The 18,476-nt window shown below is 56.5% G+C and carries 14 protein-coding genes; 6 read left to right on the forward strand and 8 right to left on the reverse strand.

Translation table 11 applies throughout. The features are described 5' to 3' along the window. Nucleotides 1-79 precede the first annotated feature (79 nt). Both asnS and pncB read right to left on the reverse strand, forming a co-directional pair. Nucleotides 80-1,480 (reverse strand): asparagine--tRNA ligase, encoded by a 1,401-nt coding sequence (gene asnS / locus PUP35_RS07335; RefSeq protein WP_274242468.1) that lies wholly within the window; start codon nucleotides 1,478-1,480, stop codon nucleotides 80-82. A 165-nt stretch (nucleotides 1,481-1,645) separates the two neighbouring features. After that, nucleotides 1,646-2,848 carry a nicotinate phosphoribosyltransferase gene (gene pncB, locus PUP35_RS07340; RefSeq protein ID WP_274242469.1) on the reverse strand — a complete coding sequence of 401 codons (1,203 nt, stop codon included), beginning with the start codon at nucleotides 2,846-2,848 and terminating at the stop codon, nucleotides 1,646-1,648. Nucleotides 2,849-3,102: 254 nt separating this feature from the next. Between pncB and pepN the strand changes: the two genes are divergently transcribed. After that, complete coding sequence (gene pepN, locus PUP35_RS07345; protein ID WP_274242470.1) at nucleotides 3,103-5,715, forward strand: aminopeptidase N; 2,613 nt, start codon at nucleotides 3,103-3,105, stop codon at nucleotides 5,713-5,715. 50 nt (nucleotides 5,716-5,765) lie between these two features. On the opposite strand, the gene ssuB is transcribed toward pepN, so the two are convergent. The 5 genes from ssuB to ssuE are packed head-to-tail and all read right to left on the reverse strand — an operon-like array spanning nucleotide 5,766 to nucleotide 10,006. Beyond that, nucleotides 5,766-6,536, reverse strand: a complete 771-nt coding sequence (ssuB, locus tag PUP35_RS07350; protein WP_133294108.1) for an aliphatic sulfonates ABC transporter ATP-binding protein — start codon at nucleotides 6,534-6,536, stop codon at nucleotides 5,766-5,768. After that, nucleotides 6,533-7,324, reverse strand: coding sequence for an aliphatic sulfonate ABC transporter permease SsuC (ssuC, locus tag PUP35_RS07355; protein ID WP_274242471.1), 792 nt, complete (start codon nucleotides 7,322-7,324; stop codon nucleotides 6,533-6,535). The genes ssuB and ssuC overlap by 4 nt, the downstream gene beginning before the upstream one ends. 9 nt (nucleotides 7,325-7,333) lie before the next feature. After that, nucleotides 7,334-8,479 carry an FMNH2-dependent alkanesulfonate monooxygenase gene (ssuD, locus tag PUP35_RS07360; protein WP_111964550.1) on the reverse strand — a complete coding sequence of 382 codons (1,146 nt, stop codon included), beginning with the start codon at nucleotides 8,477-8,479 and terminating at the stop codon, nucleotides 7,334-7,336. Further along, entirely contained in the window at nucleotides 8,476-9,438 is a 963-nt protein-coding gene (locus PUP35_RS07365; RefSeq protein WP_136194627.1) for a sulfonate ABC transporter substrate-binding protein, read from the reverse strand. Before PUP35_RS07365 ends, ssuD begins: the two co-directional genes overlap by 4 nt. Then, nucleotides 9,431-10,006 (reverse strand): NADPH-dependent FMN reductase, encoded by a 576-nt coding sequence (gene ssuE / locus PUP35_RS07370; protein WP_008499940.1) that lies wholly within the window; start codon nucleotides 10,004-10,006, stop codon nucleotides 9,431-9,433. Before ssuE ends, PUP35_RS07365 begins: the two co-directional genes overlap by 8 nt. A 248-nt stretch (nucleotides 10,007-10,254) precedes the next feature. Here ssuE and pyrD point away from each other — a divergent pair, with 248 nt between their 5' ends. After that, on the forward strand, nucleotides 10,255-11,265 hold the full coding sequence (gene pyrD, locus PUP35_RS07375) for a quinone-dependent dihydroorotate dehydrogenase (RefSeq protein ID WP_111964548.1): 1,011 nt from the start codon (nucleotides 10,255-10,257) through the stop codon (nucleotides 11,263-11,265). Nucleotides 11,266-11,430: 165 nt separating this feature from the next. Next, nucleotides 11,431-11,973 carry a cell division protein ZapC gene (gene zapC / locus PUP35_RS07380; RefSeq protein ID WP_032651189.1) on the forward strand — a complete coding sequence of 181 codons (543 nt, stop codon included), beginning with the start codon at nucleotides 11,431-11,433 and terminating at the stop codon, nucleotides 11,971-11,973. Here zapC and PUP35_RS07385 read toward each other — a convergent pair. Next, nucleotides 11,970-13,079 carry a YcbX family protein gene (locus PUP35_RS07385; RefSeq protein ID WP_274242472.1) on the reverse strand — a complete coding sequence of 370 codons (1,110 nt, stop codon included), beginning with the start codon at nucleotides 13,077-13,079 and terminating at the stop codon, nucleotides 11,970-11,972. The two genes, zapC and PUP35_RS07385, sit on opposite strands and share 4 nt — an antisense overlap. 98 nt (nucleotides 13,080-13,177) lie before the next feature. On the opposite strand from PUP35_RS07385, the gene rlmKL reads away from it, so the two are divergent. Genes rlmKL through pqiA form a run of 3 tightly spaced genes read left to right on the forward strand, consistent with a single transcriptional unit; the run spans nucleotide 13,178 to nucleotide 18,473 of the window. Further along, nucleotides 13,178-15,286 (forward strand): bifunctional 23S rRNA (guanine(2069)-N(7))-methyltransferase RlmK/23S rRNA (guanine(2445)-N(2))-methyltransferase RlmL, encoded by a 2,109-nt coding sequence (gene rlmKL, locus PUP35_RS07390; RefSeq protein ID WP_021240859.1) that lies wholly within the window; start codon nucleotides 13,178-13,180, stop codon nucleotides 15,284-15,286. Between the two features lie 12 nt (nucleotides 15,287-15,298). Further along, nucleotides 15,299-17,206: an ABC transporter ATP-binding protein gene (locus tag PUP35_RS07395; protein ID WP_127730291.1), complete on the forward strand. Its 1,908-nt coding sequence runs from the start codon at nucleotides 15,299-15,301 to the stop codon at nucleotides 17,204-17,206. A 13-nt stretch (nucleotides 17,207-17,219) separates the two neighbouring features. Further along, a complete protein-coding gene (pqiA, locus tag PUP35_RS07400; RefSeq protein WP_023335152.1) occupies nucleotides 17,220-18,473 on the forward strand; it encodes a membrane integrity-associated transporter subunit PqiA in 1,254 nt (417 codons plus the stop codon). Nucleotides 18,474-18,476 lie beyond the last annotated feature (3 nt).

Consider the following 18,476-nt stretch of genomic DNA (forward strand, 5'->3'; position numbering starts at 1 on the left):
TGACTTTAAGCTGACGAAAACTGACAATACAGAATAAAATAATGGCCAGCATCTGCTGGCCATTTTAGTCTTTTAGCGATTAGAAGCTGGCGTTACGTGGAGTACGTGGGAACGGAATCACGTCGCGTACGTTCTGAACACCGGTCACGTAGGCAATCAGACGCTCGAAGCCCAGACCAAAACCGGCGTGCGGTACGGTACCGTAACGGCGTAGATCGCGGTACCAGCTGTAATCAGCTGGGTTGAGCCCCATCTCTTCCATACGCGCGTCCAGCACGTCAAGACGCTCTTCACGCTGAGAGCCACCGATGATTTCACCAATGCCCGGCGCCAGGACGTCCATCGCTGCCACGGTTTTACCGTCTTCGTTAAGGCGCATATAGAAGGCCTTAATGTCTTTCGGGTAGTTTTTAACGACAACCGGCGCTTTGAAATGCTTCTCGGCCAGATAGCGCTCGTGCTCAGACGCCAGGTCTACGCCCCAGTAAACCGGGTTCTCGAACTTCTCACCGCATTTCTCGAGGATCGCCACCGCGTCGGTGTAGTCCACCTTCGCAAAGTCGGCTGAGACAAAACGTTCCAGGCGCGCTACAGCATCGCTGTCTACGCGTTCTGCAAAGAATTTCATGTCGTCAGGACGCTCTTCAAGCACCGCTTTGAAGACGTACTTGAGCATCGCTTCCGCCAGGCCCGCAACATCGTCCAGGTTGGCGAACGCCACTTCAGGCTCCAGCATCCAGAATTCCGCCAGGTGACGGCTGGTGTTGGAGTTTTCGGCACGGAAGGTTGGGCCAAAGGTGTAGATCTTAGACAGCGCACAGGCGTACGTTTCGCCGTTGAGCTGACCGGATACGGTCAGGAAGGCCTCTTTACCAAAGAAGTCTTTGTCATAGTCCACTTTACCTTCCGGCGTGCGCGGCAGGTTTTCCATGTCCAGCGTCGAGACGCGGAACATCTCACCGGCACCTTCTGTGTCGGACGCAGTGATCAGCGGGGTAGACACCCAGAAGTAACCCTGTTCATCGAAGAAACGATGCAGCGCCTGCGCCAGCGTATGACGCACGCGCGCCACCGCACCAATCAGGTTGGTACGCGGACGCAGGTGGGCCACTTCACGCAGATATTCGATGCTGTGACGTTTAGCCGCCATCGGATAGGTATCCGGATCTTCAACCCAGCCGGTGACTTCAATGGCAGAAGCCTGAATTTCGAAGCTCTGGCCCTGACCCGGTGATGCTACAACCACGCCGGTGACAATAACGGAACAGCCCGTTGTCAGGTGCAGAACGTCATCATTGTAATTGGGCAGAGAATTATTAATGACGGCCTGTACAGGATCAAAGCAGGAACCGTCATAGACGGCGAGGAAGGAGATGCCAGCTTTAGAATCTCGGCGGGTACGCACCCATCCGCGCACGGTGACTTCCTGGTCAACGGCGACACGGCCCTGGAGTACGTCGGCTACAGGCACAACGCTCATAATATTCTCTCTGTTAATAGTCGGAAAAAATAAACACTTGTCCACCCTTATGGGGGGATATCTATGTTACCTGCCATCCGCTATCAGACAAGTAAATTTCGCAGTCAAAAGAGAAGAATTGAGAAATAAATAAGGGAAGGGAGCCATAAAGGCTCCCGTAAGCGCTTAACTGGCTTTTTTAATCAAGGGGAGATCGAACGCTTTGCGCAATGCGCGGACAAACGCTTTGTCATGGCAGATGGTTTTACCCGGACTGTCGGAGAGTTTCGCCACCGGCTTGCCGTTACATTCCACCAGCTTTATCACGATATTCAGAGGTTTTACCTGAGGAATGTCGCAGGTCAACCGGGTACCAATCCCGAAACTCAGGTTCACTCTGGTGTTGAAATGACGATAGAGTTCGACCGCTTTCGCCAGGTCGAGATTATCCGAGAAGACGAGCACTTTGCTCATCGGGTCAATGCCAAGTTTCTCGTAATGGGCAATCGCTTTCTCGCCCCACTCGATCGGATCCCCTGAATCGTGGCGTAACCCCTGATATCGCTCTGCAAATTCAGGTCCAAAGTCGCGAAGGAAGGCATCCATCGTAATGCAGTCGGTGAGGGCGATCCCGAGTTGATTCGGGTACTCCTCAAGCCATGCGGCCAGCGCCGCTCGCTGGCTGTTGGCCAGATCAGGGCTGATCTGCTGATGCGCCTGGAACCACTCGTGCGCCTGGGTGCCCATCGGCGTCAGGTTGAGGCGACGGGCCAGATCGTAGTTACTGGTGCCCACGAACCACGGCTCCTGCTGCAGACGTTTAACGATGGCCTCCTGTACGTCGCGCGAAAAACGGCGCCGCGTACCAAAGTCCATCAGGCGGAAGCGGGACATGTCCAGCCCTGCGGTCAGCGTGGAGAAGGCTGCGAGTTTGTTTTCCAGTGAGGAGACAGCCTGCGCTACGCCTTTTTCCGGCGAACGGTAGCGGTGAGCCAGTTCACTGATCACCGCCAGAAGCGGCACTTCCCACATGATCACTTCCCGCCACGGACCTTCAAGGCGAATATCCAGCTTGCCGTTATCGTTAAGCACGGTGACCTGCTCCGGCTTATAGCGGAAATCGCGCAGCCAGTTCAGATAGTCGGCTTTGAAGAAAGGCAGGCCAGAAAGCCACTGATATTCCTCGTCCTGCAGCGTCAGATGCTGCATAGCACCGACCTGTTCACGAATGGCGTCAGCATAGATACCGAGCAAGTCGTCGCCACGGCAGCGGAATTCCGCCGCGACGTGAACGTCATAGTAGTGGTGGAAAACGGCTTGCTGCATATGCAGTTTATACGCGTCGGTATCCAGCAACGTATGCAGAACTGGAGAAGCGAATTGAGTCATAGGTGCGCAGTAGCATCCTCTCACAGGAGCGTTTAGTACAATAAACAACTCCGGAGTATACCTTGTTTAGTGATTTATTGAACCCCGATCACAACATAAGCGCGTTTTATGGTCGAGGGCATTTTGTGCCCCGTGTTATACAAATGTAGCAAAAAAGGGTTTTGACCCTGAAAAGATGAACATTCTGCATAGCGCGATTTGCGCAACAGGAATATATTGAAACGTTACTCGACAAACGATGCATAAGGTTTTCTATGACACAACAGCCACAAGCCAAATACCGCCACGACTACCGTGCGCCGGATTACCTGATTAGCGAAATCGATCTGACTTTTGACCTGGATGCCACTAAAACCGTTGTTACGGCGGTGAGTCAGGTGACGCGCCACAGCGCAACTGCCGTGCCGCTGCGTCTGGATGGCGAAGACCTGACGCTGGTCTCCCTGCATATTAACGATGAAGCCTGGTCGGACTATAAAGAAGAAAACAACCAGCTGGTCATCGACAACCTGCCGGAACAGTTTACGCTGCGCATCGTGAATGAAATCAGCCCGGCCGCCAACACCGCGCTGGAAGGGCTTTACCAGTCTGGCGTGGCGCTGTGTACCCAGTGTGAAGCGGAAGGGTTCCGCCACATTACCTGGTATCTCGATCGCCCGGACGTCCTGGCGCGCTTCACCACCAAAATCATCGCCGATAAAACCCTGTATCCCTTCCTGCTCTCCAACGGCAACCGCGTAGGTGAAGGCGAGCTGGAGAATGGCCGTCACTGGGTTCAGTGGCAGGATCCGTTCCCGAAACCGTGCTACCTGTTTGCGCTGGTGGCGGGGGACTTCGACGTGCTGCGTGACACCTTCAAAACGCGCTCAGGCCGCGAGGTGGCGCTGGAGCTGTTCGTAGACCGCGGTAACCTTGACCGCGCGCCGTGGGCGATGACCTCGCTCATCAACTCCATGAAGTGGGACGAAGAGCGCTTCGGCCTCGAATATGACCTCGACATCTATATGATCGTCGCCGTTGATTTCTTCAACATGGGCGCAATGGAGAATAAAGGCCTCAACGTCTTTAACTCCAAATACGTGCTGGCGCGAACCGATACCGCTACCGATAAAGATTATCTCGATATCGAACGCGTCATCGGCCACGAATATTTCCACAACTGGACCGGTAACCGCGTCACCTGTCGCGACTGGTTCCAGCTGAGCCTGAAAGAGGGCCTGACCGTCTTCCGCGATCAGGAGTTCAGCTCCGATCTGGGTTCACGCGCGGTGAACCGCATCAACAACGTGCGTACCATGCGCGGCCTGCAGTTTGCGGAAGATGCCAGCCCAATGGCGCACCCGATCCGCCCGGATAAAGTCATCGAAATGAACAACTTCTACACCCTGACGGTGTATGAGAAGGGCGCAGAAATTATCCGCATGATCCACACCCTGCTGGGTGAAGAGAACTTCCAGAAAGGGATGCAGCTCTACTTCGAGCGTCATGACGGCAGCGCGGCCACCTGCGACGATTTCGTGCAGGCGATGGAAGATGCCTCTAATGTCGATCTTTCCCACTTCCGCCGCTGGTACAGCCAGGCCGGTACGCCAATTGTTACCGTCAAAGACGACTACAATCCGGAAACCGAGCAGTACACGCTGACCATCAGTCAGCGCACGCCGCCGACGGCAGAGCAGGAAGAGAAATACCCGCTGCATATTCCGTTCAGCATTGAGCTGTACGATAACGAAGGCAAAGTCATCCCACTGCAGAAGGGCGGCCACCCGGTACACCACGTATTGAACGTGACCCAGGCCGAGCAGACCTTTATCTTTGATAACGTCTACTTCCAGCCGGTGCCTGCTCTGCTGTGCGAATTCTCCGCGCCGGTGAAGCTGGAGTACAAGTGGAGCGATCAGCAGCTGACGTTCCTGATGCGTCACTCGCGCAACGATTTCTCCCGCTGGGATGCGGCGCAAAGCCTGCTGGCGACCTACATCAAGATCAACGTAAACCGTCACCAGCAGGGCCAGCCGCTGTCGCTGCCTGTGCACGTGGCTGACGCGTTCCGCGCGATCCTGCTGGATGAGAGGATTGACCCGGCGCTGGCCGCTGAAATTCTGACCCTGCCGTCAGCAACGGAAATCGCCGAGTTGTTCGAGATTATCGATCCGATCGCGATCGTGGCGGTGCGTGAAGCGCTGACCCGTACGCTGGCTGCTGAGCTGGCGGACGAGTTCCTCGCCATTTATAACGCCAACAAGCTTGATGCTTATCGCGTTGAGCACGCGGACATTGGTAAACGTTCTCTGCGTAATACCTGCCTGCGCTACCTGGCGTTTGGTGAAACCGAGCTGGCGAACACCCTAGTGAGCAAGCAGTATCATGAAGCGGATAACATGACCGACGCGCTGGCCGCGCTGGGTGCAAGCGTTGCCGCTGAGCTGCCGTGCCGCGACGCGCTGATGCAGGAGTACGACGACAAGTGGCATCAGGATGGCCTGGTGATGGACAAGTGGTTCATCCTGCAGGCGACCAGCCCGGCGGCCGATGCGCTCAGCAACGTGCGCAGCCTGCTGAAGCATCGTTCCTTTACACTGAGCAATCCGAACCGCGTGCGTTCGCTGATTGGCGCGTTTGCAAGCAGCAACCCGGCCGCGTTCCACGCCGAAGACGGCAGCGGTTATCAGTTCATGGTGGAAATGCTGACCGAGCTGAACAGCCGTAACCCGCAGGTGGCGTCGCGCCTGATTGAGCCGCTGATCCGTCTGAAACGCTACGATGCGAAGCGTCAGGCGAAAATGCGTGCCGCGCTTGAGCAGCTGAAAGGGCTGGAAAACCTGTCTGGCGATCTGTACGAGAAGATTGCTAAAGCCTTAGCGTAATAAAAGTTAACCCGGCCCTCTCCCTGTGGGAGAGGGCCGGGGTGAGGGCATCAGGCATTAGCCTTAGCTCGCTGTAACTCCGTACCTCCACGCTTCATCACCCGATCCAGCACTTCCGCTTCCAGCTCCGCCAGTCTTGCCGAGCCCACGCGACGAGGCCGCGGAAGATCTACCGTCAGATCCAGACCTATTTTGCCATCTTCTATTAACAGCACCCGGTCGGCCATTGCGACGGCTTCGCTCACGTCATGCGTCACCAGCAGTACCGTAAAGCCGTGTGCCTGCCAGAGAGATCCAATCAAATCCTGCATTTCGATTCGCGTCAGGGCGTCGAGCGCGCCCAGCGGTTCATCAAGCAACAGCAGGCCCGGACGGTGAATTAACGCGCGCGCCAGCGCCACGCGCTGCTTCTGCCCACCCGAAAGGGCTGCAGGCCATTCATCGGCTCGATTTTCCAGCCCAACGGCGGCCAGCGCCTGGCGGGCTTCATCCCGCCAGTTGCCCTTAAGACCGAGCCCGACATTATCGATAACCGATTTCCACGGCAGCAGGCGCGCGTCCTGGAACATCATGCGGGTATCGTCCTGGATATTCGAAAGCGGCGTTGTCCCTGCCAGAATGTCGCCGCCGTTGGGGGCTTCCAGTCCGGCCAGAAGCCGTAGCAGGGTACTCTTTCCGCCGCCGCTGCGCCCGACAACTGCCACAAACTGTCCGGCGGGAATATGCAGATCCAGCCCGTTAAGAATGGTGTTATCGCCGTAGCGTTTGGTGACGCCGTTCAGCAGTAGCGGTGTCCCCTGATTCAGTCGTGCAGTATTCATGCTTTCGCCTCCTGAAGGGTATAGGCCGGGTTCCAGCGCAGCCAGCTGCGCTCCAGCCACTGCGCGCTGACGTCGGCGAGTTTGCCGAGCAGGGCGTAAAGAATAATCGCAACCACCACCACGTCCGTTTGCAGGAATTCGCGGGCGTTCATCGCCAGGTAGCCAATCCCGGAGTTGGCCGAGATGGTTTCCGCCACAATCAGCGTTAGCCACATCAGGCCGAGCGCGAAACGCACCCCGACTATAATGGAGGGCAGGGCGCCCGGCAGGATCACGTGAATAAACAGGGAAAAACCGGACAAGCCGTAGCTACGCGCCATCTCGACCAGACCGCGATCGATATTGCGGATGCCGTGCCAGGTGTTGATGTAAATGGGGAACAGCGTGCCCAGCGCCACGAGGAAAATCTTGGCGCTCTCATCAATTCCAAACCACAGGATAACCAGCGGGATCAGCGCCAGATGCGGCACGTTGCGCAGCATCTGGATGGAGGTGTCCAGCAGCCGCTCGCCCCAGCGTGAAAGACCGCTGATCAGGCCCAGGACCAGACCGATGCTGCCGCCGATGGAAAACCCGATCGCCGCGCGCCAGGAGCTGATCGCCAGGTGCTGCCACAGCTCACCGCTGACGCTCAGCGACCAGAACGCTTCTACAACACCCTCCGGAGAGGGCAGAATGCGGCTCGACAGCCAGCCGGTGGACGACGCGAGCTGCCAGAGAGCCACAATGCCGACGGGTAAAAACCACGGCGCGGCGCGCAGCAGCCATTTTTGTGAGGTGGCAGACATGGTCACTCCTTAGCTCTGCGCGGCTTTGCGTGGAATAAACTCGTTCGCCACGGCTTCGCCCTGAAGCTGAAGCCGCTGCGGCTGTGGAATTTCCGGAATGGCGACATCCAGATGCGGGAATAACAGCTCGCCCACCTTGTACGCCTCTTCCAGATGCGGATAGCCGGAGAGAATGAAGCTGTCGATACCCAGCTCGGCGTATTCGTTGATACGTGCAGCTACGGTCGGTCCGTCGCCCACCAGCGCCGTGCCCGCACCGCCGCGCACCAGACCAACGCCTGCCCACAGGTTCGGGCTGATCTCCAGATTCTCGCGCTTGCCGTTGTGCAGGGATGCCATCCGGTGCTGCCCGACGGAGTCGGTTTTGGCAAATGCGGCCTGGGCTCTGGCGATCGTTTCATCATCCAGATGGGAGATCAGGCGGTCCGCCGCCTGCCAGGCTTCTTCACTGGTTTCGCGCACAATCACATGCAGGCGAATGCCGAAGCGCACCTTACGGCCATGGGCGGCCGCCTTAGCGCGTACCTGGGCAATTTTTTCTTTCACCAGCTCAGGCGGTTCGCCCCAGGTCAAATAGAGATCGACCTGTTCTGCCGCCAGATCCTGGGCTACATCCGACGATCCGCCAAAATAGAGCGGCGGTCGCGGCTGCTGTACCGGCGGGAAGTAGAGTTTCGCGTCACGAACGTGGATATGCTTGCCTTCAAAGGTAACGGTTTCACCTTCCAGCAGGCGTCGCCAGACGCGGGTGAACTCGGCGGAAGCTTCATAGCGTTCGGTATGGTCGAGGAACACGCCGTCGCCTGCCAGCTCCTGCGGATCGCTGCCCGTCACCAGGTTAAACAGGGCGCGGCCGTTGGATAGTCTGTCCAGCGTTGCCGCCTGGCGTGCCGCCACGGTAGGGGAGACGACGCTTGGACGTAACGCAACCAGGAACTTCAGACGCTGGGTGACCGGAATCATTGATGCGGCGACCAGCCAGGCATCTTCACATGAACGTCCGGTCGGGATGAGCACCCCAGTGAAACCGATTCGGTCCGCCGCCTGCGCAATCTGCTGCAGGTAGCCGTGGTCAACCGGGCGCGAGCCCTCTTCTGTACCAAGATAGTGTCCATCACCGTGGGTGGGTAAAAACCAGAAAAGATTCAGACTCATGATTTAGCTCCTTCTTTGCCTGCGGGCTGCCAGATGCGTTCGCGAATAGTGACCTGTTTTGGCACCAGGTGGTTTTGATAGAAAAGGTCAGCCGTTTGTTGCTGAAGCGCGGCGACGTGTGCGTCCACCGGGGTAATGGTGGTCGGCGGACGGTGGTTGAGATAGCTCGCGATCACCGGCTCAGGTAAGCCCATGGTTTTCGCCAGCAGGGAAATGCTCTCCTGACGCTGGGTCTGGGTCAGGGCATCGGCCTGGGTAAAGGTATCCAGCACGCCCTGAATAAATGCGCCGTTCTTTTCCGCATAAGGACGTGCGGCCAGATAGAACGAGCCGGTCTGCTTCAGCGTGGTACCGTCTTTCAGCACGCGAACGCCGCCCTGCAGCAATGCGGCGGAGTAGTACGGGTCCCAGATGGCCCAGGCATCAACGTTCTTCTGCTGGAACGCGGCGCGCGCGTCAGCGGGAGTCAGGTAGACGGGCTGAATGTCGGTGAACTTGAGTCCGGCCTCTTGCAGAGCTCGCAGCAAAAGGTTGTGTGAGCTGGAACCTTTCTGGAAAGCAACTTTATGTCCTCTAAGGTCGGCGACGCTTTTAATGTCGCTGTTTTCAGGCACCAGGATCACCTCGGCCTTCGGCTTGGGCGGCTCAACGCCTACATAGACGAGGTCCGCTCCCGCGGCCTGTGCGAAGATCGGCGGAATATCGCCCGTGCTGCCAAGATCGATACTGCCCACGTTAAGGGCCTCCAGCATCTGCGGGCCGGCAGGGAACTCCACCCAGGAGAATTTGGTGTCCGGGAAGCGTTTTTCCAGAAGCTGGTGGCTTTTCGCCAGCACCATGCTGACGCTGCCTTTCTGATACCCGATGCGTAAACTTTCCGGAGCCGTTTCTGCGGCATGGGCCAGCGAGGTAAGGGCCATCAGACCTGCCAGACCGATACGGGTGAACGTTTTAAACATGTGCGACTCCTTGAGGCTGACCAAACGCCGGGGCCTGGATATCCCTGCGGTGAAGGGCATGCCAGAACGTTTCCAGAGCGTTATCGAGGCGGGTTTGCAGGTTGGGCGTAAAGTGTGGTTTGTGTTGATAATCGATAACCTGGGAGTCATCGGCGAAAACGCCGTGGAGGATCTCCTGCGCTTTCAGCGCGTTCAGCACCGGCTTCAGGGCATAATCTACGGCCAGTAGATGGGCAACCGTACCGCCCGTTGCCAGCGGCAGCACGACTTTGCCGTCCAGGGCGCGTTCCGGAAGCAGATCGAGCAGGGTTTTCAGCGCGCCGGAAAAAGAGGCTTTATAAATGGGCGTTGCCACTATTAAGCCGTCTGCGCCGTTAAGCTGCTCGATGAGGGTTTTCAGCGCGGGGCTGTCGAAACGGGCGTAGAGCAAATCTTCAGGCTCGAAGTTATGCAGGTTCCAGTGGCACACTTCCACATCCAGAGCATTCAATTTTTCACGGGCATATTCCAGCAGGGCGCTGGAGCGCGATGGGAATCGTGGACTTCCGGCCAGGGTAATGACGCGCATACTTCCTCCTTATAACTAATTGTTTGCTTTTATCTAACATTCATAACAATTTTAAGGAGTGTGACACCGCACGTTTATTCCACTAAATGATTTATCTGCAATTAAAATGCGAAAAAGTGCATAAGAAATTGACGGGAAGGTAAACGATTGCGTTTTACGCTGATTTTTTGCCGCAGGTCAATTCCCTTTCGCGCCTGGATCGCCCATAATCCCCTCCCGGTTTGCACACCGGGAATCCAGGAGAGTTCATGTACTACCCCTTCGTTCGTAAAGCCCTTTTCCAGCTCGACCCTGAGCGCGCTCATGAATTTACATTCCAGCAATTACGTCGTATTACCGGAACGCCGCTGGCCGCTCTGGTGCGTCAGAATGTGCCGGTAAAACCTGTGCAGTGCATGGGGCTGACCTTTAAAAATCCGCTGGGTCTGGCGGCCGGTCTGGACAAAAATGGCGAGTGCATTGATGCCCTGGGCGCAATGGGCTTTGGCTCCATTGAAATCGGTACCGTCACCCCGCGCCCGCAGCCGGGAAATGACAAGCCGCGCCTGTTCCGACTGGTGGAAGCCGAAGGGCTGATCAACCGCATGGGCTTTAATAACCTCGGTGTTGATCACCTGGTTGAGAATGTAAAAAAAGCCCATTTTGACGGGATATTAGGCATCAATATCGGCAAAAATAAAGACACGCCGGTAGAGCAGGGTAAAGATGACTATCTGATTTGTATGGAAAAAGTCTACGCCTATGCCGGTTATATTGCGGTGAATATTTCTTCACCCAATACCCCGGGGCTGCGCTCTTTACAATATGGCGAAGCGCTGGACGATCTTCTGAGTGCCATTAAAAATAAACAAAATGAACTTCAGTCGATCCACCATAAATATGTTCCGGTCGCGGTTAAGATCGCCCCGGATCTTTCTCCCGAAGAATTGATCCAGGTTGCCGACAGTTTGGTTCGCCATAATATTGATGGTGTGATTGCAACCAATACCACCCTCGATCGTTCCCTCGTGCAGGGAATGAAAAACTGTGACGAAGCGGGTGGGTTAAGTGGCCGTCCGGTACAATTAAAAAGCACCGAAATTATTCGCGCCCTGTCTGCGGAATTAAAAGGTCGTCTGCCGATTATTGGCGTCGGCGGCATTGACTCCGTGATTGCTGCGCGCGAGAAAATGGCGGCGGGTGCGTCGCTGGTGCAGATCTATTCCGGCTTTATTTTTAAAGGACCGCCGCTGATTAAAGAAATCGTTACTCATATCTAATCTTTTCTCTTAATCAGACAACCAGGGCTTTATTTCCAGCCCTGGTTGTTTTATATTCCGTCACTGTTGCTTATTTAGTCATTATAGTCTTTTATTAATGGTGTTATAAACGAGGCGGCAAACAGGACATTTTTAGAACAGGACGTTTGGGGACGGGAGAGACACATGCGAATTAAACCTGACGATAACTGGCGCTGGTATTTTTGCGACGAGCATGACCGAATGATGCTCGACTTAGCCAATGGCATGTTGTTTCGTTCTCGTTTTGCCCGCCGAATGTTAACCCCGGATGCGTTTTCCCCGTCGGGCTTTTGCGTTGACGATGCTGCGCTTTATTTCTCCTTTGAGGAAAAATGCCGCGATCTGGTGCTCTCTAAAGAGCAGCGCGCTGAGCTGGTATTAAATGCGCTGGTGGCTATCCGTTTCCTGAAACCGCAAATGCCAAAGAGCTGGCATTTCCTGCCCCACGGCATGAACTGGACCCCGGCAACGGGCGATGCGGCGAGCGTAAATCTGAGCGATACCGCAGAAGAGGTGAGCCTGCTGGTGGTTGAGCCTGGCGAAAATGCTGCACTCTGTCTGCTGGCGCAGCCCGGCGTAACGATTGCCGGGCGGACGATGCAGCTTGGGGATGCTATTAAGGTCATGAACGACAGGCTGAAGCCCCAGCTTCGCGTGGATGCTTTCAGCCTCGAGCAGGCGGTTTAAGCTTCCAGCTGTACGGACGTTTTCGGGACGCAGCTACAGCACAGAATTGTGCCGTCACTTCCAATTGCTGATTTTTTCAGCGCACTCACTTCGCCATCCACCAGCCTGATGCGGCAGCAACCGCAAATTCCCGCGCGACAGGAATAGGGGATGCGGATCCCTGCTTGTTCCAGTTGCTCAAGCAATACCTGTTGGTTATTACCCCGGATCACGTTGCCCTGCCAGTGAATCTCTACCGCAGCGGCGACGTTTGTCTCCACGTCGACAAACTCCTCTTCCTGACCCGAGCCGTAAACCCTTGCTGGCCCACGGGCGAGCACTTCTACCTCATCACCGACGCGGATCGCGCCGCTGGAGCGCGGGATCAGGTTCTGGCCGAAATCCACATCGCCGTTGTCCTGCGCGGTACGGAATGACTGCAATGTCTTCAACGGTTCGCCGGAAGGGTGCTTCTGGCCTTTCTCCGGGCTTACCGTCGTGAAAATGCAGCGGCTGCACGGCTTCACCACGTCAAAAATGACGCTGCCAATGCGGATCACTTTCCAGGTGTCTTCATCCCAGGCGTCTGCGCCCGTTACTACCAGGTTCGGACGGAACTGTTCCATCTGAACGCTGGCTTTGCAGCGGCCTTGCAAATCACGCAGTGAAGCTTCGTTAGTCAGCAGGAACGGGAAGCCATCGGCGAAGGAGAGGGGAACGGCGTCGTGGCGCTTCACGCGACGCGTCAGTTCAGGCCCAACCCAGCGCAGCTGCACGTCGCGGGAGAAGAAGCCGCTCAGCCAGCGGTTAATCTCATCCGGTGCGATGCGCGCGGTAAAATGATTGCCCCACACTTCCGTCGGCGCATCGACGGGCGCAAAATCAGCAAAGCGAATCACCGCGCTGGAACCGTCCGGCGCGGTAAGGTGCAAACCGTCATGAAGCGGGGAAGGGGTAAAGCGAACCATCTGAGGGAACTGGCGTGCGGTAATGAACGTACCGTCAGGCTCGGTGACCATAAAAATACGATCGAAGGCAAATCCGCTCATATCGGCCAGCGCGTGAGAGACGCCGATGCCGCGCATGGATTTCACCGGATGAATAAAAAGCCTGGATAACGTCGCCACTGCACACTCCCTCGAATGAAAATAAGCCTTCAACTTTATGACATACACGTCATATTAGCTATAATGCGCGACAATTTTCTAAGAGTAAAAGTGACGATATGAATTCTCTGTTTGCCAGTACGGCCCGTGGGCTGGAAGAGCTGTTAAAAACTGAACTGGAAAGCCTGGGCGCGCAAGAGTGCCAGGTGGTTCAGGGTGGTGTCCATTTTGAGGGCGACACGCGGCTTATTTACCAGAGCCTGATGTGGAGCCGCCTGGCGTCGCGCATCATGCTGCCGATGAAGGAGTGCAAGGTCTATAGCGACCTTGATCTCTATACCGGCGTACAGATGATCGACTGGACAGAGATCTTCACCCCGAATGCTACCTTTGCGGTGCATTTCAACGGCGTGAACGACGAGATCCGCAACAGCCAGTACGGTGCCCTGCGCGTAAAAGACGCCATTGTGGACTGCTTCACCCGTAAAAATAAGGAACGTCCCAACGTCGATCGTGAAAACCCGGATCTGCGTATTAACGTCTGGCTGAACGGCGACACGGCAAGCATCTCTCTCGATCTGAGCGGCGCGGGCCTGCACCTGCGCGGCTACCGCGATCGTACCGGTATGGCACCCATCAAAGAGACCCTGGCGGCCGCCATTGTGATGCGCTCCGGCTGGCAGCCGGGCACGCCGCTGCTCGATCCGATGTGCGGTTCCGGTACGTTGCTGATTGAAGCGGCCATGCTGGCCACCGACCGCGCGCCGGGACTGCACCGCGGCCAGTGGGGCTTCAAAGGCTGGGCGCAGCACGATGAAGCGCTCTGGAAAGAGGTCAAAGACGACGCGCAGACCCGCGCACGTAAGGGGCTGGCGGAATATACCTCTCATTTCTACGGCTCCGATAGCGACCCGCGCGTCATTGAGCGCGCGCGCAGTAACGCCCGCCGTGCCGGTATCGGCGAACTGGTCACCTTCGAAGTGAAAGACGTGGCGAACCTGACCAACCCGCTGCCAAAAGGCCCGTACGGTACCGTGATCAGCAACCCGCCATATGGCGAACGTCTCGACAGCGAACCGGCGCTGATTGCCCTGCACAGCCTGCTGGGCCGCAACATGAAGGACCACTTTGGCGGCTGGAACCTGTCTCTGTTCAGCGCCTCGCCGGAACTGCTGAGCTGCCTGCAGCTGCGTGCCGATCGCCAGTTTAAGGCGAAAAACGGCCCGCTGGACTGCGTGCAGAAAAACTACCATCTGGCGGAGAAGGCGGCCGACAGCAAGCCGTCCGGCGTGGCGGAAGATTACGCTAACCGTCTGCGCAAGAACCTGAAGAAATTTGAGAAGTGGGCGAAGCAGGAGGGCATTGAATGCTACCGCCTGTATGATGCCGACCTGCCGGAGTACAACGTGGCGGTTGACCGCTACGCGGACTGGGTGGTGATTCAGGAATATGCGCCGCCGAAAACCATTGATGCGCAAAAAGCGCGTCAGCGCATGCTGGACGTCATTGCCGCCACCATCGCCGTGCTGGGTATTGCGCCAAACAAGCTGGTGCTGAAAACGCGTGAACGTCAGAAAGGCAAAAATCAGTACCAGAAGATGGGCGAGAAGGGCGACTTTATCGAAGTGGGCGAATACAACGCGCGCCTGTGGGTCAACCTGACCGACTATCTGGATACCGGTCTGTTCCTCGATCACCGTATCGCCCGCCGCATGCTGGGCCAGATGAGTAAAGGCAAGGACTTCCTGAATCTCTTCTCCTACACCGGCAGCGCCAGCGTGCATGCCGGTCTGGGTGGCGCGCGCAGCACTACCACGGTAGATATGTCCCGCACCTATCTGGAGTGGGCGGAGCGCAACCTGCGCCTTAACGGCTTAACCGGACGTCAGCATCGCCTGATGCAGGCCGACGTGCTGGGCTGGCTGCGCGATACCGACGAGCAGTTCGACCTGATCTTTATCGATCCGCCGACCTTCTCCAACTCCAAGCGTATGGAAGATAGCTTTGACGTTCAACGCGATCACCTGCGCCTGATGACCGACCTGAAGCGCCTGCTGCGCAAAGGCGGCACCATTATGTTCTCGAACAACAAACGCGGCTTCCGTATGGATCATGACGGCTTAGCAGCCCTGGGACTGAAAGCACAAGAAATCAGCCAAAAAACGCTGTCTCAGGACTTTGCCCGTAACCGTCAAATCCATAACTGCTGGTTGATTACCGCGGTCTGAAAGGAAAAATAAATGTCTTTAATTAGTATGCACGGCGCGTGGCTCTCTTTCAGCGACTCACCGCTTCTCGATAATGCAGAGCTGCACATCGAAGATAACGAGCGCGTCTGTCTGGTGGGCCGTAACGGCGCGGGTAAATCCACGCTGATGAAAATCCTTAACCGTGAACAGGGCCTGGATGACGGACGCATTGTTTACGAACAGGATCTGATCGTCTCCCGCCTCCAGCAGGACCCGCCGCGTCACGTGACCGGCAGCGTTTACGATTTCGTTGCGGAAGGGATCTCTGAGCAGGCCGAATACCTGAAGCGCTATCACGAGATTTCGCATCTGGTGATGACCGATCCGAGCGACAAAAACCTCAACGAACTTGCAAAAGTGCAGGAGATGCTCGATCACCACGGTCTGTGGCAGCTTGAAAACCGTATTAATGAAGTGCTGGCCCAGCTCGGTCTGGAACCCGATATGGAGCTGTCGGCGCTCTCCGGCGGCTGGCTGCGTAAGGCGGCCCTGGGCCGCGCGCTGGTTAGCGGGCCGAAGGTGCTGCTGCTGGACGAACCGACTAACCACCTGGATATCGAAGCGATCGACTGGCTGGAAGGCTTCCTGAAAACCTTCAGCGGCACCATTATTTTCATCTCACACGACCGTTCGTTTATCCGCAATATGGCGACGCGCATTGTCGATCTCGACCGCGGCAAGCTGGTCACCTATCCCGGCGATTACGACACCTATCTGCTGGAGAAAGAAGAAAACCTGCGCGTGGAAGAGCTGCAGAATGCCGAATTCGACCGCAAGCTGGCGCAGGAAGAGGTCTGGATCCGCCAGGGCATAAAAGCCCGCCGTACCCGTAACGAAGGCCGCGTGCGCGCCCTGAAGGCGATGCGTCGCGAGCGCAGCGAACGCCGTGAAGTGATGGGCAGCGCCAAAATGCAGGTGGAAGAGGCGTCCCGCTCCGGCAAGATTGTCTTCGAAATGGAAAACGTCAACTACCAGGTTGACGGTAAAGTGCTGGTGAAAGACTTCTCCGCACAGGTTCAGCGCGGCGACAAAATCGCCCTGATTGGCCCGAACGGCTGCGGTAAAACCACGCTGCTGAAGCTGATGCTGGGCCAGCTGCAGGCCGACAGCGGCCGCATTCACTGCGGGACCAAGCTGGAGGTCGCCTACTTCGACCAGCACCGCGCGGAGCTGGATCCGGACCGTACGGTGATGGATAACCTCGCTGAAGGTAAGCAGGAGGTGATGGTAAACGGCAAGCCGCGCCACGTGCTGGGCTACCTGCAGGACTTCCTGTTCCATCCGAAACGTGCCATGACGCCGGTGCGCGCGCTGTCAGGCGGTGAGCGCAACCGTCTTCTGCTGGCGCGCCTGTTCCTGAAGCCAAGTAACTTGTTGATTCTCGATGAACCAACGAACGACCTTGATGTCGAAACGCTGGAACTACTCGAAGAGCTGATCGACGGCTATCAGGGTACCGTGATGCTGGTTAGCCACGATCGTCAGTTCGTTGACAACACCGTGACCGAGTGCTGGATCTTCGAAGGTGAAGGGCGAATTGGTCAATACGTAGGCGGTTATCACGACGCAAAAGGGCAGCAGGCACAGTCGCTGGCGACGAAGCAGTCAAAGTCCAAAATTGGTCCTGAAGCTACTGTAACAAAAGCAGAAACTGTCAAGAAAACCTCGGCTAAACTAAGCTATAACCTGCAGCGCGAACTGGAGGGACTGCCGCAGCGTCTTGAAGAGCTGGAGGCCGCGCTTGAGGATCTGCAAAAACAGGTTGCTGATGCGTCATTCTTTACCCAATCGCATGACTATACTCAGAAAGTACTGTCAGAACTGTCCGCGGCTGAAAAAGCCCTGGAAGAAGCATTTGAGCGCTGGGAGTACCTTGAGTCTCTGAAAAACGGCGCATAAACAGGGATAACATATGTGTGACCAGCACCATGCCGACAGGCATATTTTATGCTCGCAATGCGATATGCTCGTGGCGTTGCCAGAGCTTGGTCACGGACATAAAGCCCTGTGTCCACGTTGCGGTGCGACGTTGACAACCGAGTGGGACGCGCCGCGGCAGCGTCCCACTGCTTACGCTCTTGCAGCACTTTTTATGCTGCTGCTCTCTAATCTCTTCCCCTTCATCTATATGAAGGTGGGTGGGATAACCAGCCAGGTGGATTTGCTTGAGATCCCGGGCGTGATGTTCTCAGAAGATTACGCTAGCCTCGGCACCTTTTTTCTCCTGTTTGTCCAGATAGTCCCGGCTTTTTGCCTGGTCGTAATCCTTTTACTGGTCAACCGCGTCAGGATGCCCGCATCACTGAAAATCCGGCTTGCGCGTATCCTTTTTCAGCTCAAAAGCTGGGGCATGGCCGAGATCTTTCTGGCGGGCATTCTGGTCAGTTTCGTGAAGCTGATGGCGTACGGCGACGTGGGGATCGGCAGCAGCTTTATTCCGTGGTGTCTGTACTGCGTCCTCCAGCTGCGTGCATTCCAGTGCGTTGACAGGCGCTGGGCGTGGGATGATATCGCCCCGGCACCGACGCTTGCGCAGACGGTGAAGGTCGGCGTACCCGGAATTCGTCAGGGGCTGCGTTCCTGCCCATGCTGTACCGCCGTGCTGCCCGCCGATCTCGACGTTTGTCCGCGCTGCGAAACGAAAGGGCACGTGCGGCGTAAAAATAGTCTTCAGTGGACGATGGCGCTGCTGGTCACGTCCATCATGCTGTATCTGCCTGCCAATATTCTGCCAATCATGATCACCGATTTGCTCGGTGACAAAATGCCCTCAACGATCCTGGCCGGGGTGATACTGCTTTGGGGCGAGGGTTCCTATCCGGTCGCTGGCGTTATCTTTATCGCCAGTATTATGGTGCCAACCTTAAAAATGATCGCCATCGCCTGGCTCTGTTGGGATGCGAAGGGCCATGGGAAGCGCGATAGCGAACGCATGCACCTGATTTATGAAGTGGTCGAGTTTGTTGGACGCTGGTCAATGATAGACGTGTTTGTCATCGCCGTTCTCTCTGCGCTGGTGCGGATGGGCGGTTTGATGAGTATTTATCCCGCGATGGGGGCTTTAATGTTTGCACTGGTCGTGATCATGACCATGTTTGCGGCCATGACCTTCGACCCTCGTTTATCGTGGGATCGTGAGCCTGAATCAAGCCATGAGGAAGAGTAAGAG

It is taken from the genome of Enterobacter sp. S-33 (genome assembly GCF_028735835.1).
In the GTDB taxonomy this organism is placed as follows: Bacteria; Pseudomonadota; Gammaproteobacteria; order Enterobacterales; family Enterobacteriaceae; genus Enterobacter; species Enterobacter vonholyi.

Coding starts and splice junctions, on each gene's coding strand:
- ssuC (WP_274242471.1), bottom strand. CDS start 7,324: ATGTCTGCCACCTCACAAAAATGGCTGCTGCGCGCCGCGCCGTGGTTT.
- PUP35_RS07365 (WP_136194627.1), bottom strand. CDS start 9,438: ATGTTTAAAACGTTCACCCGTATCGGTCTGGCAGGTCTGATGGCCCTT.
- asnS (WP_274242468.1), bottom strand. CDS start 1,480: ATGAGCGTTGTGCCTGTAGCCGACGTACTCCAGGGCCGTGTCGCCGTT.
- ssuD (WP_111964550.1), bottom strand. CDS start 8,479: ATGAGTCTGAATCTTTTCTGGTTTTTACCCACCCACGGTGATGGACAC.
- pqiA (WP_023335152.1), top strand. CDS start 17,220: ATGTGTGACCAGCACCATGCCGACAGGCATATTTTATGCTCGCAATGC.
- pyrD (WP_111964548.1), top strand. CDS start 10,255: ATGTACTACCCCTTCGTTCGTAAAGCCCTTTTCCAGCTCGACCCTGAG.
- ssuB (WP_133294108.1), bottom strand. CDS start 6,536: ATGAATACTGCACGACTGAATCAGGGGACACCGCTACTGCTGAACGGC.
- pncB (WP_274242469.1), bottom strand. CDS start 2,848: ATGACTCAATTCGCTTCTCCAGTTCTGCATACGTTGCTGGATACCGAC.
- rlmKL (WP_021240859.1), top strand. CDS start 13,178: ATGAATTCTCTGTTTGCCAGTACGGCCCGTGGGCTGGAAGAGCTGTTA.
- PUP35_RS07395 (WP_127730291.1), top strand. CDS start 15,299: ATGTCTTTAATTAGTATGCACGGCGCGTGGCTCTCTTTCAGCGACTCA.
- ssuE (WP_008499940.1), bottom strand. CDS start 10,006: ATGCGCGTCATTACCCTGGCCGGAAGTCCACGATTCCCATCGCGCTCC.
- zapC (WP_032651189.1), top strand. CDS start 11,431: ATGCGAATTAAACCTGACGATAACTGGCGCTGGTATTTTTGCGACGAG.
- pepN (WP_274242470.1), top strand. CDS start 3,103: ATGACACAACAGCCACAAGCCAAATACCGCCACGACTACCGTGCGCCG.